Consider the following 15995-nt stretch of genomic DNA (forward strand, 5'->3'; position numbering starts at 1 on the left):
TCCTTCACCACGATTTATGATTAAACATCGAGTACAAACCTATCAATAATGTGTTGATCAACTTGCAGTGGATCACCGTTTAATTCAGCACTTAATTTTGCCATAAATTGCACAAGATAATTTGCGTTATGCGTCGCTAGAATTTTACCAGCTTTAGTTTGCATTGTTTCTGGCAATTTCAGTAATTTTTCCTGAAAATGGTCAAGTGCCCATAAATTATCATTTAAAGGCCTATTTTTCGCAAAAGGATCATTGGCATCAAACAGCGCTCGATTTAATTGGCCACTTACTGCAAACACGCGCGCTAAACCTATCGCGCCTAATGCTTCCAATCTATCAGCATCTTGTACAATTTTTGCTTCAATTGTAATTGGCTCAATATTAGCGCTAAAACTATGAGCAATAATACAATGTCTAACTGGGACATAATAATATTCAGGAAAGCTTGGAAAATAGTTTTGTAATACCTTGATTGTCTTATCCGCACTCAGAGAGGATGCTTGATGTCTTTGTGGATGATTTTTGGGGAGAGTTACAAAATCATGAAAATAACATGCAGTAAGTACAATTAAAGGATTTACGTTACTGTCATTTTCCATCAAATGCCGCGCAGTTCCCCAAACTCTGCGTACATGGGAAATATCGTGGCTATTATCAGTTATCGTCCAGTTTTTCTGCAAATAATTATCAAATAAGGTTGCCCATTTATGAATATCCATTCAAATCTCGACTCTGATTTTGTTAGATAAATCAATATAACATGAACAGCCTTTTGAAGTATTAAAACAACCGTTATGGCTATCAGCAATAACCAATAGCCATAACTTTTTGATAACGTTCCGCCAGCAAAGTTTCAATATCCAATTGTTTTAATGCTACTAAATCAGTAATCAATTGCTGCTTTAAATTTTTTCCCGCTTGTTCATAATCACGGTGTGCACCACCTAATGGTTCAGGGATCACCGTATCAATGATTTTCAATTCTTTAAGGCGATTTGCAGTCATTCCCATAGTTTCTGCTGCAATTTGAGCTTTCTGTGCGTCTTTCCACAAAATGGATGCGCAACCTTCAGGTGAAATTGCAGCGTAAGTACTATATTCCAACATATTAATACGATCACCGACACCAATACCAAGTGCACCACCAGAACAACCTTCACCAGTAATCACACAAATAATCGGCGTTTTTAAGCAAGACATTTCCATAATATTCCGAGCAATGGCTTCTGCTTGCCCCCGTTCTTCAGCGCCAATTCCTGGGTAAGCACCTGCTGAATCAATAAATGTCACTACGGGTAAATGGAAACGTTCAGCCATTTTCATTAAACGCAGTGCTTTGCGATACCCTTCAGGGGAAGGCATACCAAAATTACGTAACACTTTTTCTTTTGTCGTACGCCCTTTTTGCTGTCCTATCACCATAACTGGTTGGCCTTCAAGCCGTGCTAATCCACCAACCAAAGCCTTATCATCCGCAAATGCGCGATCACCCGCGAGTTCTTGAAAATCTGTAAAAATCAAAGAAATATAGTCCAATGTATACGGACGCATTGGATGTCTTGCTAACTGAACAATCTCCCATGCACCCAACTGAGAAAAAATCTTCTTAGTGAGAGTAAGACATTTTTTTTCTAACAGTTTAATTTCTTCATCAAACTCAATGTCGGGCTGTTGACCACTTTGTTTAAAAGCGGCTAAAGCGTCGATTCTTTCATTCAATTCGACTATCGGTTTTTCAAATGCTAAAAAATGAGTAGACATAAGACCCTTTGAATCAATGAGGCGATGACTTTAAGTGTAGTTAAGATTTTCAGGGCTTTCTATGCAGGAAAATGGGATAGATTACTATCTGAAATGGGATAATAGGAAGGTAATTACTATTTATTCAGCTTTCGATTATTTCGCAATCCTATAGACATGATTTTCTGAAATTTTGGACAAAGTAGGTGATCCTCTTCTGGACAATTAGCAATATGCAAGAGGGCATTTTTTAATGTCATTAAATTATCAATAGTATTTTGTAATTCACTGGCTTTTGCTTGTAAATGGCGACGTTCGATACTTGGTCCTTTCTCTTTATTCAACATGACGTTAATTTCATCAAGTGTAAATTGAGCTTCGCGGCCTAAAGAAATTAATGATAAGCGAGTCATGACATCTTTTGCATGATAAACACGTTTTAGTCCCTTACGACCAATAGGTTTAATCAACCCTCTCTCCTCATAATAACGAAGAGTGGATGCTGGTAAACCTGATAATTCACTCACTTCTGAAATATCTAATTCATCTACCATCATGTTAATGACTCGCTAATTTTATTTACAGTTTTTTCTCAAGTAATACTGAACTCGTACCATTCATAATAACATCTTTTTGTACGATATAGCCCAACTTTAGAGCTACTCGTAGAGATGGCGTATTCTCTGAAGCAACAAAGCAAATTGAACGCTCAAATTGATTCAAGTCGCTTAGCCAATTTAGTGCGGCTTGCATGGCTTCTGTCGCATACCCTTTGCCTTGAAACTCAGGAGCGATCACCCAACCCGCTTCAGGAATACCTTTTACTGGTGGTTGGATTATACGATGAAAATCTGCAAATCCGAGATCCCCAACATAACGCCTTGTATGCTTTTCTCTTACAGCCCAATAGCCAAAACCAAGTATTGGCCATAAACCACCGTATGCCAACATTCGCATCCACGATTCACGTTCGGTAGAAGGTACGCCACCAATATGCTGAACCATCGCTTCAGTGGCCCATAATTGTGTTAATGCAGCAAAATCACTTTGTTGGTGCCCAGATAAAATTAACCTTTCGGTTTCAAGCTGAGGAATAGTACCGCTGAAACTTGTCATTATTTTTCCTTCCCCCGATCACTTAGCGAGTTATGGTTAATTCATTCTCATTCATAAGCCTAACAACAACTCAAACATTTTATTTATTACAAATACGCTAAAAACATATAGATATCATAATAAATGACAGAAATGTAACCTTCCCGTAAGGTAAATTCCACACTCTTATAGTTAAAATATTCTCTCTTGATTAATGAAAGGATATCAAAATGAACAAAAGTGCCTTATATTTACTGCTCACCCCTTTAATGATGGCTCCTGCTCTTTCTATTGCAGCCAGTGACATACTAAGTGTTCATATACTCAATCAACAAACAGGAAAACCTGCATCTAACGTTGAAGTCACATTAGAAAAAAAACAATCAAATACATGGGTCCGACTAAACTCAGAAAAAACGGATAATGATGGTAGAATTAAGTCGATCTGGCCAGATAATACAGAAACTCCGACTGTTGGTGACTATAGAGTTGTTTTTAAAACGGGCGAATATTTTAAAGAGCAAGGCAAAGAAAGTTTTTTCCCTGAAATTCCCGTCGAGTTTCATATAAATAATGTGAATGAGCACTATCATATTCCATTACTTTTAAGCCAATATGGCTACTCTACTTATAGAGGCAGTTAATTTTTAATTAAGCTATTTAACTTGAGTGCTGGTCATCACGATTAGCACTTTTAGTTGCTTGTTATGTGGGTTGTCATCCACATAATGATACGTGCAGAACCAGCTGCTCTAAAAATAAAATATGTGCCCTACCAGATACCCTCTTTAAATATTTAGAATTGATTACTTACACAGTAAAACAACTTTCTTATTCAAATGTTAACGATAACAAAGCATAATTATTCACTTCAACTTATATTTATTCTACTTGAATAACCTATCCTTAAACTCAGTTATCAAGTAATCTATGATTAGCCACCTTATTAAGGTGGCATTTTTCTAAAATGCAGAAATTATCTTACGGGTAGGCTAGCACAAAATCAGTGCCTCTTTTTTAATCAATTATCCAAACATTGAACTTGTAAGAGCGCTCGGCCATAAATGCTTACCCTTCTCTACCTAAAAGGTGGTTCATCGAACGTTCTTAATTTTCTTGAATGCAGCTTATCGCCTTCTTGTCGTAAAAGATCTATCGCACGGATCCCTATCTGCAAGTGCTCAGAAATAGCTCCTTCATAAAAGCTGTTGGCTTGACCTGGTAATTTTATTTCGCCATGTAATGGCTTATCAGAGACACATAATAATGTTCCATATGGGACTCTAAAACGATAACCTTGAGCTGCAATGGTAGCACTTTCCATATCAACAGCTACCGCACGACTTAAGCTAAAGCGACGTGCTGTTGCAAAAAAACGCAACTCCCAGTTACGATCATCGGTTGTCACAACAGTACCAGTGCGTAAACGCTGTTTGACTAATTCACCAGGCATATTACTGACTTGCTTAGTTGCATCGTATAACGCTCTTTGCACTTCAGCGATACTTGGAATTGGAATGTCAGGTGGCAACACGTCATCTAAAATATGGTCATCACGCAAATAAGCATGAGCCAACACATAATCACCAATTTTTTGACTTTCACGTAACCCACCACAATGACCAATCATTAACCATGCATGTGGGCGTAATACGGCTAAATGATCACAAATATTTTTGGCGTTGGATGGCCCAACACCAATATTCACTAATGTTATTCCTATACCGTCTTTCGCTAATAGATGATAGGCCGGCATTTGGAATTTTTTCCACGTTAGGTCAGATGTGGCAATTTGTGGATCCGCATTTTCTGCGGTTAAATAATTATGCCCAACACAGGATAGTGCTATGTATCGACTATCAGGATCCTTAATTTGCTCACATGCCCAACTAACAAACTCATCGACATAACGATTATAATTAGTGAACAAAATATAAGGTTGTACATGCTCCGGCGGTGTACCCGTGTAATGCTTTAACCGAGCTAGAGAAAAATCAACCCGTAATGCGTCAAAATGAGAAAGCGGCATTTCACCTTTAAATTGAACTAAACCATCAGTAATATCATCACTGATATCAGCTAAATCAGTAATAGGAAAATGTGCAGCTAAACTACTGCTCATACTGCGGTCTAAAACAAGATCTGAACCGTCAATGACAAAAGGATAAGGCACTTCTGTTTTAGATGGACGAACAGAAAAAGTAACATCATAATCTTGCTGCAATATAGCTAATTGCTCAGTAAGATATTGGCGAAACAAATTTGGTTGGGTAATAGTAATGCAGTAGTTACCTGGCTTGACAAACCGAGCATATGCTCTTGTTTTTTCACAACGATCAACTTTACCACGCCATTCAACACATAATTCAGGGTAAGCAAATAAACCTTTTTCACGTGCATCTACTTCGGGAAGTTGCCCATTATTAATATAAGCCGCTATCGCATTGCGGAGTGACTCGATAGCATTACCGTATAATAAAGAAAGTTTGTCTAAAACGTCATCAATAGATAGATTTTCATAGCTTTTACATTTTTCTAAAGACACACATAACCCCTTATTGGATGGCGTAGTTAACTGTAGAGCAGTGTATGTCTTTAGCATTCCGCAAACAAGGTATAAAACCTGTAGCGCCACAAGATAAACCAAATTAATGCGCTGTTAAATATGTATAATAGTAAGGTTAAGCTTAATTCTTTTATCGGTTAATTTCATAGCTAGTTATTCTAGCAAGCCACTTAACTTCACTTGATGATAAATGATATTCTTTCCCATTCTCTCCACGAACAATCCGTACATCAATATCCCGATATCCAAGTAAAGTGTTATTAGTTTTCTTTATTTGGTCGGCTATTGAAACATTAGTCGACCCAGTTAAAGTTGGAACTCCAATGTCTAACTTAGGTAAAGATGGACGTGATATACATGCTAAATTAATGTTTAAATGCATATTTAAATCTCTAATGTAAAATATAAAACAAGTGAAATCTTTGTCTAAGGGTATCTTTTTTGCAAAAGATCACGATAATCTTACATTAGCGATTATTTATATCTTCAATAAAACGATTATTAGCTAAAAAATGAAAAATTTAATCCAACATTAAAGAGAGTATCACTGGTAATGTTATTACTGCCATTACCGTTTGCAGTGTGATGATCCCTGCCATCAGCTGGCTATCACCTTTTAGCTGCCGTGTTAAAATATAAGCTGTTGGCGCTGTCGGTATAGCGAAAAAAATGACCAATAATACCGATTCAAGCGTTGGTAAAGAAAATAACTTGGCCGTAAAAATAGCAAGTGCAGGCATCGCTAATAGCCGAACTAGGCTTGATATCATTAATGGTTTAAATTCAATTCTAAGTGTAGCCGTTTGTAGTGCTGCGCCAATACAAATTAACCCTAATGGTAAACTCGCGGCGGCAAGTAATTTAAGTAATTGGTCCGTTCCAAAAGGTAATCCGATGGGTAATAGATTAAGTAATATTCCTATCACACACGAGATAATTAATGGATTTTTAATAATAGGTAAGATGAGCTGCTTAATGGAAATTTTTGCTCCTGATGTTAGTGATAATACGGCTATCACATTACAACTGGGTACCAATATTGCCATAAGAACTGCAGCAATCGCTATTCCTTCGGTACCAAATAAATCAGCGACAATAGCTAACCCCAAATACGTATTAAATCGGGTAATACCTTGAATATGCGCACCAAAACGAGGTATTGGCATTTTAGAGAATATTTTAGTCACTAGAACTAATGCGCTGCTTATCCCTAAAATAAAAAAAATTGCGGCGGCAAGATATGGCAATTTAGGGTTATCAAGCGGTGCACTCGCCAAACTGTTAATTAGTAAAGCTGGAAATAAAATAAAGTAGTTTAATTTTTCAGCACTTGGCCAAAAGTCAGCAGCAAATAATGATACGCGACGTAATATAAAACCCATCGCTATCAAAGCAAACAACGGCCATAAAACTAATAATACCTGTTCCATATTTTTATATTTTAATCTCTCTAAACTTCATTAATGATACTAGTTAACTGTAAAGATTAAAGAAATGTAATGGTTAGGTAAAAAAGGCTTTATATTTCATCTGGTCAGTTTTTTGTAGAAAGTGTTTAGTTCCTCACATTTTTAAATTGCTACATCTATTATACACTTTCTCAATTAAGGGAATTTCTGATGGTATACTGGTCATTATTTCTATAACCTAATGATAAACCTAACTATGAATAATTTTTATTATGGATATTAAAACACTTTGTAAACACTATCGCGCTGGCAAAAAATTTAAATACCTCTTTTTTTGGGGACATCAATCCAAATCAAATACCGTTACTAAAAGCTGTTTTAGCCAATGGTACCCTGCTCCTTTTATTGTTAGCGGTAACCGTTTTGCTAGCGCCGAACATTTTATGATGGCAGAAAAAGCTCGGTTATTTGATGACCAAGAAACACTAACAAAAATTATTAATGCACCAAACCCAGGAGCAGCGAAAGCCTTTGGTAGAGAAGTTCGTGGCTTTAAACAAGAACATTGGGATATGCATAAATTTGATATTGTTATTAACGCTAACTTTGCGAAGTTTTCTCAAAATGAGATGTTGTTGCAGTTTTTGCTTAATACCAATGAAAGAATTCTTGTTGAAGCTAGTCCTGTAGATAAAATTTGGGGGATTGGTCTTGCTGAAGATGCAGAAAACATTGAAAACCCACTAACATGGAAAGGCTTAAATCTACTGGGTTTTGCTTTAATGGAGGTCCGTAATCGTTTAAAAGCCCAAAATAACTAATTTCTTTCTAAACATCATTATGAGTTAACAATAAAAGTAGTATGAGGAGACGAGACATCTAACGGTTTATTTGTTAGCTAATTCGCTCCCCTTAATATTTTTACTGTCTAACTGCTCTGCAAATAACGATTAAATGTTATTACGTGGTACTCTCGATATTTGAACAATTCGTTCTTTTCTTACGATTACTGAGTATTTTTTTAGTAATCGCTTCAACTTGCTGTAATTCAGAACAAGCACTTGCTCGTAATGCTAAATTCCACTTGCTTAAAACCTGGGCATTAGAAACTAATTCGGTATGACTATCTAGCCGACCGCTCTTTAGAAGCCAGTTTGCCACTTCAGCCCAATCCCATAGCGGTGATTGGCCTTTAATACGCTGAATTGGGCTAGGAAAATCCCCAGAACCGCGCGTACCATCTTTTAACATTGCAATCGCTTGTCGCGATAAATGAGTTAATTCAGCAATGTCACTTAAACCAACTAATGCTGAATCAACCGAATTAACTTTTGCCCCAATCCCCGCCATTTCAATATTATCGATCGCTGATTCAATTGCTTTATCTAATGATTGGGATTCCCTGTCAAATTCTAAATAAACAGATTTCCCATAAAAACAAACTAATGCATCGCTGCAACCACTTTCATACAGGGCATCTTCAAGTCTAGGTGTGTCAATATTTACACCTGATAGCATTAATGTGAAATTATATAAAGTCATTGTGCCCTCATTGACGCTACTAAAGTAGGCGGCTTCAGCCGCCTAAGCCAACTGATGATCAAATACAACTATCAACCTTCCGTTTGATCTGTTTAGCATGGTTCTCAGGACTACTTGGTGTCGACCAAACACTCATTTGATGATTTTGATGCTCCCTATTTGGGTCACCACAACGTAAACGACAAAATGCATGTGAGCTCTGACCTGCTTCTACTAAGGTCGAGCCTTTTGAGACAGCATATTCTATAGCCATTTGAATATGTTTATTAGGGTGTCTCTTCATCATCCTCCTGTATTTATACTTTACCCAATTCGTTGACATTCATCAACATTCGTGGGTATTGATTATTTCATTGCGTTTAACTGTTATTTGTTATTTTTCAATAACAGACAAACATAACTTAGCAAAAAGAGACTTTGAACTTTGTCTGAAATTAATCAAAAGGATAACTTGGGCGCAAACAAAAACCCCATCGTTACATAACCGACAGGGATGGGAAGAGCCCACAAATATAATCGTCATGATTCATTTTTGACGTCATTAACTTGCGCTGGTTACACAATTCTCTATGCATCCAGCTATATTTCGAATAATTTAAAGCATCGATTTACAAAAAATATAAATATTAGCTACATATCATCTGGCTTTATTTGCGATCTTTATATTTGTCCCAAGAGTTGGGAAAAATATCCGTATTACAACGGCATTCTATACTCAATCACCCCTGGTTTTTCAGCAACCCAATCATATAAACGCTGACCACGTAAATTTGTTTCCTGTGTATGCCAATATAGACGTCCACAGGATTGTTTTTGAGCCTGATCTTGTACAAATTCAATCAGGTGTTTGCCTATTTGACGTCCGCGAACATCAGGAGAGACAAAAAGATCTTCTAAATAGCAAAAATCATTTTTTGACCATGTTGAACGATGGTAAAGATAATTAACAAAACCAAGTACTTTGTCTCCTTCGAGAGCTACAGCACAATACATTGGCTCATTCTTATCAAAAAAGCGCTCCCAGGTTTTTAAAGTAATATCTTCTTTTAAATCAACCTGATAAAACTCTTGATACTGTAACCAATATACTAACCATTGAGCATAATGATCTGGTGATACAAACTGAACAGTAACAGGTAACACATTGTTATTCATAATATATCCTTTAAAATGAGACATGTAAAAACAATGGCGTTATATTACATACCAATCTGGTACTTAATAAGATACACTTTTGATATTTATTTAGGATCCACTTTTTATGAAGCGTAAGCCTCAAGCTCAATTTCCGCATTTATTATTAGAAGCGGGCTACATTAAAGAAAGTGTTTATCACACTATCCGAAATGCCATTCTTGATGGGCGACTTACGTCTGGTATTAAATTGCCATCAAGCCGAGCTTTCGCTGAAATGATGTCTATTTCACGCAACTCAGTGATTGCGGGTTTTGAACGACTCACTGATGAAGGTTACTTGGTCACTAAACAAGGCTCAGGAACTTATGTAGCAACAACCATCCCTGATGAATTAATTCGCTTCACAACAAATCCCAAAAACAACAATAAATCACAATATTCTGCATTAAAACTTAGCCCTGTACTCAATCATTTAACGACATTATGGGAAAACTCTCGACCGAATACCAATAAACGTCAATTTTTTAATATTGGCATTGGATGCGTCGATCAATTTCCTCATGATTTATGGGGTAGGCTTTTAGGCCGTGTTTGGCGAAAATCTAAACATGAAATTACACATTATAATCACCCTGATGGTTACCTCCCCCTTAGAAAAATCTTAGTTGACTACGTCCGTTCTACACGTGGTGTCAACTGCCGTGAAGAGCAAGTTATTATCGTCAATGGAACTCAACAAGCGATTAATTTAGCTGCTAAAGTACTGTTACAACGGGGTGATTGCGTTTGGCTAGATGATCCTGGTTATGACAGTGCTCGTGCAATCTTGGCGGCATCTGAAGCAACAATATCACCTATTCCCTCTGACAGTGATGGAATGGATATTGATTATGCCGCTGAGCACTGCCCCGATGCTAAATTGATTTATACCGCACCATCACATCAATTTCCTCTTGGGACCACACTGAGCTTAGCTAGACGATTAACGATGTTAGAGTGGGCACATCAAAATAATGCATGGATTTTTGAGGATGATTACAACAGTGAATTCCGTTATCTTTCTAAGCCTATTCAAGCACTTCAAGGATTAGATACCCACCAGCGTGTTATCTATGCAGGCACATTTTCTAAAATGATGTACCCAGGTTTTCGCCTTGGTTTTTTAATTGTACCGGAAATACTGATCGAACCCTTTACGATGGTAAAATATTACAGTGATAGTCATTCGGGGTATTTAGAACAAGCTGCGTTAGCACAATTTATTCAAGAAGGGCATTATGCACGGCATGTACGAAAAATTCGCAAAATATGCTATTCACGCCAACACACATTAATTAACGCAATAAACCAATATTTAGCCCATATATTTGAAGTAACGCCAACTGATTCAGGGATCCATGCTGTATGTTGGTTAAAACCGGATATCAATTTACAATCTATTTTATCTGCCTGTCATCAGTTGCAATTTGGCGTACAGCCGTTGTCTCGTTATTGCATAAATAACCAAAACAACAATGCTATTTTATTTGGTTACGCCGCGCATACTGAATCTGAAATTACAAAAAATATCATTGCATTGAGTCAATTATTGGAAAGCACAATAAAAATATAAGTTAATATTGGAAGTTAACAAAATATAAACGAAAGCAAAATATACACGGTTTTCATCCAAGCTCTGATTGTTGACTCAGCTAACTATGCACTAGTATCAATCAAATTCATGATAAATTTTGAGGTGTATTGATGATAGATAGTAGCGATCTGGGCAAGCTCGAAATTGGCGATATTATCTTTACCTGTATTGGAACGACCTTGTTTCGCCAAATCGCCTCAGCCTCTTTATGTTGGAGTAATCATGTTGGCTTGATTATTGGCCATAATGGGCAAGACTATTTAGTTGCAGAAAGTCGAGTTCCCTTCTCAACCACGACGACTTTAACCCGTTTTATTCAACGCTCAGCTGATCACCGTTATGGTATCCGTAGGTTATCAACACACCTTAGTGACCAGCAAAAAGCGGCTTTAATCGCACAAGTCCCTTCAAGATTAAATAAATTTTACCATACAGGGTTTGACTATAATTCATCTCGGCAATTTTGCTCAAAATTTGTATTTGATATTTATCAATCCGCCCTTTCTATTAAAATTGGTGAAATTGAAACCTTCGAAGAATTGTTAAGTAAAAATCCCAATGCCAAACTTAATTTTTGGAAATTGTGGTTTATTGGACAAATCCCATGGGAACGAGCAACAGTAACACCCGCAAGTTTGTGGAGCCACCCTCAATTAGAATTAATCTATCGTAGTCATGATGACATTCACTAATGAAGTATTTTAAGCCGTAACGTGGTAAATGAACGAAAAACAGCCATAGATACGTAAATTATCTACTCTAAATACTTCAAGGTGCAGCTAAGCAACATGCTCATAAATTGCTAGGAACATAGAGAAATCTGTAGCTAATACGAATGAGCTTACTCAACAACGCTGCACCTTAAATTATGACAAGTATATTGATCGCGACTTAATATCTCAGTCGACTAATATACGAGGGTTAGTTGCCCCCCAAAGGATAGACATTTCAGTAAATAATGCACCACTAATATCTTCTACCTGTTCTGCCGTAATTTCAGCATTACCTTGTTGACCAAAAAAGACTACTTCATCCCCAGGTTTTACTTGTTTTAGATCGGTAACATCGACCATCACTGTATTCATCGAGGTCTTCCCTAATACAGGTACCCGCTGCCCATCAATTAAAGCAAATCCAGCATTACTAAATACACGACGATAACCATCAGCATAGCCCACAGGAATATTTGCTAACACGGAATCACGTTTTAATGTATAGGTGCGATCATAGCCAACTGTATTACCTTTAGGGTAATGATTAAGAGCCGCAATATTTGATTTAAATGTCATGACACGCTTATATTCATCCGTTGCAACCGTATCTCCGTAGAAAATACCACCTACACGAACCATATCTAACCAAGATTCAGGAACCGTAATTGTTGCAAAGGTATTCGCAACATGTAGTGTGACATCTTTGCGGTCTAAACCGGTAACCTCTAATACCTGTTTTGCTTGTTTGTTAAAGCGAGCTAAATCCGCTTTGATTTGCGCAGCATCTTCTTCTGGATAATGAGACATGATCCCAACAATTTTCAATTGTGGTAATAGCGAAATTTGCTTTGCTTCATTTAAACCAGCGGCATTACCGACTTCTAGTCCATTACGTGACATTCCGCCTGAGTTTAAAGCTAAATGTATCGCTATGGTTTTACCTTGTTTCTTAGCGATTGCATTAAGCCGTTCCGCCATCTCAAGATTACCAATTAGCTCTTCAACATCATACTGGGTTGCTTGCGCCATTTCTTGCTCAGTGGCGTTACGCACACGCATCAAGCGCCCTTTAAAACCTAACTCTCTGACAGTCTGTAATTCTTGATTATTTGTCACACCAATACATTGGACATTGTTTGCTATCATGATAGGTGTCACTAAAGTTAAATCGTGGCCATATGCATCCCCTTTAAGGACAGCACAAAGAGCCGATTTATCCCCTAGCAAGTTTTGAACTTTCTGAATATTAAATTCGAGAGCACTACGAGAAATTTCTATCCAAGCGTTGTTAACAACCTCAGGCTGTACCTGAACATTCGGTATTGTATTCGTTTTGGTGTTGATATGGCTAGATTGCTGACAAGCCGTCACGACAAGTAGAGGCAATAACGCAAGATATCGCAGCTTAAAAGACATCACATTTACCTTAAGTAACAAATTAAAATTACCCTTAAATCATTTTTTGATTAAATAGGATGAAAACATGCGATAGGCATTGTTCAATCAATTGATAGTTAGCTTATTATTTATCGCATGAATTATATATATAGAGGTTATTGCATTCCGTGACAAATCTTTCTTCGCGATTTGAATGAGTTAAGAGGAAATGTACTCAATGAGCAAAATAGCTAGGATATTGAACTGAAGTATTCAATGAAAGGTAGCGATAACATGAAAGAACACCACATTTTCGCGTGTTACCACACAAATGACATTAGATTCGTTTGTGCGATGAGCAATCATTGTTAGCTACATGTTTCAGCTAACCTCACACAATAAATGGTTCCGCCTGCTTGCTCCTAGAAAATGGTGTAATATTGACAAAAAAAGGCACTCGCCCCCGAGTGCCTTTTGACTACAACTCACTGAATATAAAGTAAATTACACCTATTCAGCGGTTCTGGTACTTGTGCGGATGAGGTAATCAAAGGCGCTAAGTGCGGCTTTGGCTCCTTCACCTGCTGAAATAATAATTTGTTTATATGGGACAGTAGTACAGTCACCCGCGGCAAAAATACCTTTCACACTGGTTTCTCCGCGAGCGTCGACTTCAATCTCACCCATACGGTTACGGGCAACAGTATCACCTAACCAATTCGTGTTTGGCAGCAGGCCAATTTGAACAAATGCACCTGCAACATCCAGTGAATGAACACTTTCATCCGTACGATCTTTGTATTCAAGACTGGTCATTTTGGTACCATCACCCTTCACTTCTAAAGTTTGGGCATTGACGATAATATCAACATTTTTCAGACTACGAGCTTTGTCTTGTAATACAGAATCAGCTTTTAATTCAGGTGCAAATTCAAGAACGGTTACGTGCTCAACAATACCCGCTAGGTCAATCGCAGCTTCAATTCCTGAGTTACCGCCACCAATCACCGCAACGCGTTTGCCTTTAAATAATGGGCCATCACAGTGTGGGCAGAATGTTACACCTTTAGTGCGATACTCTTGTTCACCCGGTACCCCCATATTACGCCAGCGAGCGCCAGTTGCGATGATAATGCTACGTGATTTCATCACGCCGCCTGATGCGGTTTCAATTTGATGTAAGCCACCCGCTTTTTCTGCTGGGATCAGTTTAGTCACTGATTGCCCATCAATCACATCAACACTATAGTCATCAACGTGATTTTTTAATGCTCCTGCAAATATCGCCCCTTCAGTTTTGATCACTGAAATATAGTTTTCGATATCAACAGTATCCATGACTTGCCCACCAAAGCGTTCACCAATAACACCAGTGCGAATACCTTTACGTGCAGTATAGATAGCCGCCGATGCACCCGCAGGACCACTTCCGATGATTAATACTTCAAACGGTTCACGCTCTGTTAATGCTTTTGCTGCACGAGCATCTGCGTTGCTATCCACTTTATTAACGATTTCACTTAGCGTCATACGACCTTGGCCGAACTCTTTTCCGTTAAGGAAAACAGCTGGTACGCCCATAACATTACGTTCATCTATTTCTTTTTGGAATAATGCGCCATCAATGGCTGTATGCGTAACATTTGGGTTTAACACTGCCATTAAGTTCAGTGCCTGAACAACATCAGGGCAATTATGACAAGACAGTGAATAATAAGTCTCAAAGTGGAACTCTCCTTCAAGAGCTTTCACTTGATCTAACAGTTCTTGTGCCTCTTTGGATGGGTGACCACCAATTTGCAATAATGCCAACACAAGAGAGGTAAATTCATGACCCAATGGTGAGCCAGCAAAACGCAGTCCACTATCAACACCTGGGTTTGTGATTAAAAATGATGGTGTTCTTTCATTGCTATCATGCGTTTCGCGAACAGTAATTTTATCTGATAAAGTAGCGATTTGATTTAGCAGTTGTTTGATTTCATTTGATTTATTACTACTATCTAAATTCGCCACTAATTCAACTGGCTTGGTTAATTTTTCTAAGTAAGCTTTTAATTGCGCTTGCATATTGTTATCGAGCATATGATCCCCTTGGTCATAAAATCGGGTGCATAGCACCCGATAACATAAACATTTTCGAATATCGTTTTTACTTTCGAAATTTATTTTAAATTAGATCTTACCGACTAAATCTAAAGATGGAGACAGTGTTGCTTCACCTTCTTTCCATTTAGCTGGGCAAACTTCACCTGGGTGGCTAGCAACGTATTGCGCTGCTTTCACCTTACGTAACAGGTCAGCTGCATCACGGCCAATACCTTCAGCAGTGATTTCAATTGCTTGGATAATACCTTGTGGGTCAACAACGAAAGTACCACGGTCAGCCAAACCTTCTGCTTCACGCATATTTTCAAAGTTACGAGTCAGAGCACCAGTTGGGTCACCAATCATGGTGTATTTGATTTTACCGATGGTTTCTGAGCTCTCATGCCATGCTTTATGGGTAAAGTGGGTATCAGTTGAAACAGAATAAATCTCAACACCCATTTTTTGGAATTCTGCGTAGTGGTCTGCTACGTCACCAAGTTCGGTTGGACAAACAAAAGTAAAGTCAGCTGGATAGAAGAAAAATACGCTCCATTTTCCTGCTACGTCTTTTTCGGTAACTTCGATAAATTTGCCGTCTTTAAACGCTTGGTTTTTAAATGGTTTGATTTGAGTATTAATTAAAGACATTTTTACGTTCTCCTGTTTGGTTGCTTATTAAGTTACTGGTTTAC

At 37.8% G+C, this 15995-nt stretch carries 16 protein-coding genes; 4 read left to right on the forward strand and 12 right to left on the reverse strand.

What is annotated here, in order from left to right; genetic code table 11:
• Positions 1-20: 20 nt before the first annotated feature.
• The 4 genes from JI723_RS10545 to JI723_RS10560 all read right to left on the reverse strand — a co-directional run bounded on the left by JI723_RS10545 (position 21) and on the right by JI723_RS10560 (position 2856).
• Complete coding sequence (locus tag JI723_RS10545) at positions 21-719, reverse strand: phosphohydrolase (protein ID WP_272579814.1); 699 nt, start codon at positions 717-719, stop codon at positions 21-23.
• Between the two features lie 82 nt (positions 720-801).
• A complete protein-coding gene (accA, locus tag JI723_RS10550; RefSeq protein ID WP_319065987.1) occupies positions 802-1761 on the reverse strand; it encodes an acetyl-CoA carboxylase carboxyl transferase subunit alpha in 960 nt (319 codons plus the stop codon).
• A gap of 116 nt (positions 1762-1877) precedes the next feature.
• Positions 1878-2297 (reverse strand): helix-turn-helix domain-containing protein, encoded by a 420-nt coding sequence (locus tag JI723_RS10555; protein WP_306803286.1) that lies wholly within the window; start codon positions 2295-2297, stop codon positions 1878-1880.
• 22 nt (positions 2298-2319) lie between these two features.
• Positions 2320-2856 carry a GNAT family N-acetyltransferase gene (locus JI723_RS10560; RefSeq protein WP_070928661.1) on the reverse strand — a complete coding sequence of 179 codons (537 nt, stop codon included), beginning with the start codon at positions 2854-2856 and terminating at the stop codon, positions 2320-2322.
• Positions 2857-3065: 209 nt separating this feature from the next.
• Between JI723_RS10560 and hiuH the strand changes: the two genes are divergently transcribed.
• A complete protein-coding gene (gene hiuH, locus JI723_RS10565; RefSeq protein WP_070928659.1) occupies positions 3066-3479 on the forward strand; it encodes a hydroxyisourate hydrolase in 414 nt (137 codons plus the stop codon).
• 434 nt (positions 3480-3913) lie between these two features.
• Here the strand turns inward: hiuH and JI723_RS10570 are convergent, their stop codons facing one another.
• Positions 3914-5341, reverse strand: a complete 1428-nt coding sequence (locus tag JI723_RS10570; RefSeq protein ID WP_476445222.1) for an AMP nucleosidase — start codon at positions 5339-5341, stop codon at positions 3914-3916.
• 581 nt (positions 5342-5922) lie between these two features.
• Positions 5923-6831: an AEC family transporter gene (locus JI723_RS10575; protein WP_272579811.1), complete on the reverse strand. Its 909-nt coding sequence runs from the start codon at positions 6829-6831 to the stop codon at positions 5923-5925.
• A gap of 251 nt (positions 6832-7082) precedes the next feature.
• On the opposite strand from JI723_RS10575, the gene JI723_RS10580 reads away from it, so the two are divergent.
• Complete coding sequence (locus JI723_RS10580; protein WP_272579810.1) at positions 7083-7631, forward strand: NADAR family protein; 549 nt, start codon at positions 7083-7085, stop codon at positions 7629-7631.
• Positions 7632-7770: 139 nt separating this feature from the next.
• Here JI723_RS10580 and JI723_RS10585 read toward each other — a convergent pair whose 3' ends face one another.
• The 3 genes from JI723_RS10585 to JI723_RS10595 all read right to left on the reverse strand — a co-directional run bounded on the left by JI723_RS10585 (position 7771) and on the right by JI723_RS10595 (position 9507).
• Positions 7771-8352, reverse strand: coding sequence for a helix-turn-helix transcriptional regulator (locus JI723_RS10585; RefSeq protein ID WP_337979356.1), 582 nt, complete (start codon positions 8350-8352; stop codon positions 7771-7773).
• Between the two features lie 58 nt (positions 8353-8410).
• Positions 8411-8635, reverse strand: a complete 225-nt coding sequence (locus JI723_RS10590; protein WP_337979357.1) for a hypothetical protein — start codon at positions 8633-8635, stop codon at positions 8411-8413.
• 413 nt (positions 8636-9048) lie between these two features.
• Positions 9049-9507 carry a GNAT family N-acetyltransferase gene (locus tag JI723_RS10595; RefSeq protein WP_070928646.1) on the reverse strand — a complete coding sequence of 153 codons (459 nt, stop codon included), beginning with the start codon at positions 9505-9507 and terminating at the stop codon, positions 9049-9051.
• Positions 9508-9613: 106 nt separating this feature from the next.
• On the opposite strand from JI723_RS10595, the gene pdxR reads away from it, so the two are divergent.
• On the forward strand, positions 9614-11101 hold the full coding sequence (pdxR, locus tag JI723_RS10600) for a MocR-like pyridoxine biosynthesis transcription factor PdxR (RefSeq protein ID WP_070928644.1): 1488 nt from the start codon (positions 9614-9616) through the stop codon (positions 11099-11101).
• Positions 11102-11232: 131 nt separating this feature from the next.
• Positions 11233-11814 carry a YebB family permuted papain-like enzyme gene (locus JI723_RS10605; protein WP_337979358.1) on the forward strand — a complete coding sequence of 194 codons (582 nt, stop codon included), beginning with the start codon at positions 11233-11235 and terminating at the stop codon, positions 11812-11814.
• Between the two features lie 207 nt (positions 11815-12021).
• On the opposite strand, the gene alr is transcribed toward JI723_RS10605, so the two are convergent.
• From alr to ahpC, 3 genes are all read right to left on the reverse strand, one after another.
• Complete coding sequence (gene alr, locus JI723_RS10610) at positions 12022-13251, reverse strand: alanine racemase (protein WP_337979359.1); 1230 nt, start codon at positions 13249-13251, stop codon at positions 12022-12024.
• Between the two features lie 471 nt (positions 13252-13722).
• Entirely contained in the window at positions 13723-15297 is a 1575-nt protein-coding gene (gene ahpF / locus JI723_RS10615; protein WP_272579806.1) for an alkyl hydroperoxide reductase subunit F, read from the reverse strand.
• A gap of 90 nt (positions 15298-15387) precedes the next feature.
• Entirely contained in the window at positions 15388-15951 is a 564-nt protein-coding gene (gene ahpC, locus JI723_RS10620) for an alkyl hydroperoxide reductase subunit C (RefSeq protein ID WP_070928636.1), read from the reverse strand.
• Positions 15952-15995 lie beyond the last annotated feature (44 nt).

Origin of the sequence: Providencia manganoxydans (assembly GCF_016618195.1) — a bacterium.
Lineage (GTDB): Bacteria > Pseudomonadota > Gammaproteobacteria > Enterobacterales > Enterobacteriaceae > Providencia > Providencia manganoxydans.